This window comes from Hydrocoleum sp. CS-953 (genome assembly GCF_002260545.1).
GTDB lineage: Bacteria > Cyanobacteriota > Cyanobacteriia > Cyanobacteriales > Microcoleaceae > Trichodesmium.
Genome location: NZ_LGSU01000739.1, coordinates 1 through 4,461, shown reverse-complemented (window position 1 = coordinate 4,461; position 4,461 = coordinate 1). Strand labels below are relative to the sequence as shown.

The following is a 4,461-nucleotide window of genomic DNA, read 5'->3' as shown; positions in this document are numbered from 1 at the left end:
TGTAAAACCCGCCCCTACAGAACCTAATTCCCTAATTGCAAACTCATTAGCTGTGTTAGTCCCCTAATCATTCCTTGATTCTTTAGCAAAGCTAATAGCTAAATGCGAGCTAAATGAATACTGTAAGCATTCAGTCATATAGAATCTGAATAATTTCTATAGCCAAGTCCGAAGCGACGGTCACTGCGTGGAAGGTTTGCGGAGCATTCCGGAACGGATAGCAATCTCGTGAGACCCATGAGATTGCTTCGTATCGTCGCAATGACAAGTGTTAAACCTGATTCTATATCAGAGATAATAATAACTAAAAACTAAAAACTAAAAACTGATAACTGATAACTGATAACTGAATAGCGGTGTTAAAATTACCAGTGTATGGGGCAAAGGCCATTGCTAAGGGCAAATACAATAAATACTTTTAATTATCCCACAACAATGTTAATCTTTTGTCCCTAAATTCTGCACTAATAATATCTAATAATATGAGTGGTACTATCACCCCTTCCCAAACTAATATAAGTCAGTTGTCTGACACCAAGACAACACCATTAACTTCCGGTTCTCTGGTAGGAGATTTTTTCCAAGAAACCCTAGCATTAACCACTCGGTTATTCATCCAACTCAAACGACGCCCTTCTACATTAATTGCTGGAATTATTCAACCTCTAATGTGGTTAATTTTATTTGGGGCACTTTTCCAAAATGTTCCTCAAGGCTTATTTGGTGAAAGTCAAAACTACGGACAATTTCTCGGTGCCGGTATTATTGTGTTTACTGCTTTTGCTGGTGCCCTCAATGCTGGTTTACCAGTGATGTTCGACAGAGAATTTGGTTTTCTTAACCGTCTATTGGTGGCGCCATTAACATCTCGCTTTTCTATTGTCTTAGCTTCAGCTACTTTTATCGTCACCCTGAGTTTCATTCAATCAGCTATTATTATTGGTGCTGGTGCGTTTTTGGGTGCAGGACTACCTAATATATTAGGATTAGCTACTATTGCCCTGATTGTTTTAATGTTAGTTTTGGGTGTGACTGGTTTAAGTTTAGGTCTTGCTTTTGCTTTACCAGGACACATTGAACTTTTGGCAGTGATTTTTGTAACTAACCTACCTTTGTTATTTGCTAGCACTGCTCTGGCACCTCTATCTTTTATGCCCAGTTGGTTACAGGTAGTAGCTAGTTTAAATCCTTTGAGCTATGCCATCGAGCCTATTCGTTATTTGTATCTACACAATGATTTTTCTTTTGGTAGTGTAGTTATGGAAGCACCTTTTGGTGATATTTCCTTTGGGGCAGCGTTATTGGTGTTATTGGTGTTTGATATTGTGACTCTAGTAGCAATTCAACCTTTATTGCGTCGTCGGTTTGCTTAAAGAAGAAGTCAGGAGACAGGAGTCAGGAGTCAGGAGACAGGAGTAATAATTTATCTGAAAATGTTAATAGATTGAGTCGAGAACAGTGTTGATAGTTTGGATCAGCACTGCTCTTTTGTTTGCAGTTTCAATCCCTAAATAGGGATTAGGGTTGGGAAAGCCAGCAAGGTGAGGTTTTTTGATAGTCGTTTTGCCAAATGTCCGTCTTTCTGAACTAGGAGTCAGAATTCAGTAGATAGAAATAAATTTTTCCTTGACTAAAGAAATTAAGTGTGCTTTAAAAATACCAAAAAAGTTGTATCGTAGTATATCTATAAAGTTTCCTAAAAAACAAAATACTACATTATTATGTCTACTAAACTTTTCACCAAACTTCTTCTGGGCACCTTAACTACAGGAACGATCGCTATCTTCCTGCCTCAGCCAACTTTAGCCCAATCTTATGAAAATAATACAGTTAATCCTTTACAGGACTTACAAACAATAGATAACCCCGATCCTTTCACTGGTTCAGGCGGAATAGATATGTTCGACATAATTCATAACTCCAGACTAGGAGATAACCGGAACATGAAAGAATATATGCTCGAACAACGTGATAGTCTAAATGATGCAGCAACACAGTTCCGCAATAAACAAAAAGAACTGATACAACCACAGAATACCGCTGGTGATACTCCTACTTCTGCTACAGGTAGTATTGAAAATAATCCTTAAATGAGTATAGTTGTTATAGCATTCAGCTATTAGCTATCAGCTATCAGCTCAAGTCAAAACTATTGCTTGTAAGGGATTTCAATTTTATTAATCTGCTAAAACTTTTTTGTAGTGCTATAGTTTCCAGCGATCGCTCTTTGACTGCCATATAGCGCTACGCTCAAGTCAGAACTCAAAAGTCAGAAGTCAGAAGTAATCCCTGAATGAGTTTCAGCATTTAGTAACGTCCTAACCTTTGGTTCGGCTACGATAATATAAGGTGGTTGGGTGTAAGGAAGTAGTTCCTAGATTTTATATCCTATTCAGTTAAATACTTATTGGCACTTTGTAGGTTGGGTTAAGTAACCTGCAACCCAAAATAGACTTTATAGTTATTGGGTTGTACTGTTGCTTAACCCAACTTATATTATGTCCAGGTAATATCAAATCCGCTTGCTTTCAAGTTCTATAAGAAACCGGGTTTATGGGAAGTAGATATTAGTGAGTGGGCTATTTAATAAACCCGGTTTCTCTGCTTTTTTCCAATACTATAGCACTACCCATTAAGGTTAGGGCAGTTATAAATCATGGAACCCTTTAACAGTCTACTGTTCCCTGTTCCCTATTCCCTATTCCCTATTCCCTAGCGCTATACCAGATTTGATATAATTAGTAATAAAAAACTTTCTCCTCCTTTTTATATAGTGACAGCGATCGCCAAAAATCACTGATACACTTCGATTTTGTACCAATTTTCCCATTAACAGCTAGTCATTATTCAGTCTAGGAGTAGTTGCTGCTGGTTTAACTGTTACTCGTGGTAAGAATAAGAAAAACTAGATATGCTCAATAGACATCTCCAGAAAAGAGGGAATAGGGAACAGGGAACAGGGAACAGGGAACAGGGAACAGGGGGGAGTAATTGATAATTTATGGATAAGAATTGATTTAATTTTTCATTTTTGGAGAAGTCTAATAGAGTTAACTAGCTATTAGCTTTTAGCCCATACGTTAGCCTCCAGGGTTGTAACTGCGCGATTCAGCTTTTAGCAGCTCTGGGTTAAAATCCCCTTTCTGTTCCGGAATGCTCCACTCTCCTAGCATGTTGACTGCTGAGTACTGACTGCTTTTTAAGATAGTGATGCTCATCACCACCGAGCACTCATTTACTTCACTTTGTTGTAATCTTTGACTCACTCAAACCCAACTGAAAAATCACCGTAATTTTACTTAGAAGTCACCACCATCGGCACCTGTGACTCACTTAAACCTAACCGAAAAATCACCATAATTTTACTCACAAGTCACCACCATAACCAGAAAAAAGGGTGATGATAAAAACATAGAGTTCAAACACAGGAAATCAAAAACCATGAAAAACCAAATCGTTGCATCTATCGCTGCTATCCCTTTCGCTTTCTTATCTGCTACTACTGCTGATGCTGCTGCATTAACTGGAGAATTTCATCTTAGTTCAGGTATCCGAGATGGTGAGGTAAGCAATATTTTATTAAGCAAAGACAGTTTATCTTTCAATTTTACTCTCACTCCAGTTATGATTGATGCTGACGTAAACGGAGGTACTTTTACCGACTTCAACTCTGCATATATTAGTAAAGTTGTCAGTTTTGGCTCAACTCAAACAGTAGATTCATTCCTAGATTTTGGTTACTTAGAAGTAGATATTCTTGGAGGAGAAACACCAGGTACTGTATATAGTAGTTTAACTGATGACTCCAGTTTAACAGATGGTCTCAACGTTTTTAATCTCACTCAAGCAAATTACACATTAAATCAAAGTGGAGCTAATGTTGCAATAGATGTAGCACTTTGGGGAGAGTTTGTGAGTGAAACAGGAGAAGTAACAGATGGTGCAGGTAATTTAACATTCCAGATAAATGACACCACAGTAGCTGATATTGAAGCAAAACTAGATGCAAGTGAAACAGTAGAAGGTCTAACTTTCTCTGGTGGTTTGTTCTCCGATACGAAAAAAGTACCAGAACCAACTACATTATTCGGTCTAGGAATAGTCGCTGCTGGTTTAACTCTTACTCGTCGTCAAGGCAAAAAAAGCTCCTAATTTAATATCGTTCGTTCCTCCTCACTGCTATTAGTTGAATAAACAAGATATAGCCTTTCTCAAATCACATTGGAATACAGAACAACTGGAAATGCAAGAATACTATCAACTATTACTACCACCGCCACAACTAGCATACTTGGGTAATTCCTGATAAAATCAAAATTATTCATTACTTACGAATTAAGGTTATATGCTTTCCAATTCAGAAAATTTATCCAGTTCTACATCTAGTATTAAATACTTTGCCTATGGCTCCAACTTGTCTAAATCATTATTAGAATTCAAATTATCATCAAATCCTCAAAC

General features: G+C 37.5%; 3 protein-coding genes. All 3 read left to right on the top strand.

The window, feature by feature from the left end; translation table 11 throughout:
- Window positions 1-482: 482 nt before the first annotated feature.
- Window positions 483-1,373, top strand: a complete 891-nt coding sequence (locus AFK68_RS08840) for an ABC transporter permease (RefSeq protein WP_094672411.1) — start codon at window positions 483-485, stop codon at window positions 1,371-1,373.
- Between the two features lie 348 nt (window positions 1,374-1,721).
- Window positions 1,722-2,090, top strand: a complete 369-nt coding sequence (locus tag AFK68_RS08835; RefSeq protein ID WP_094672410.1) for a hypothetical protein — start codon at window positions 1,722-1,724, stop codon at window positions 2,088-2,090.
- A gap of 1,351 nt (window positions 2,091-3,441) precedes the next feature.
- Entirely contained in the window at window positions 3,442-4,152 is a 711-nt protein-coding gene (locus AFK68_RS08830; RefSeq protein WP_094672409.1) for a PEP-CTERM sorting domain-containing protein, read from the top strand.
- Window positions 4,153-4,461: the final 309 nt, after the last annotated feature.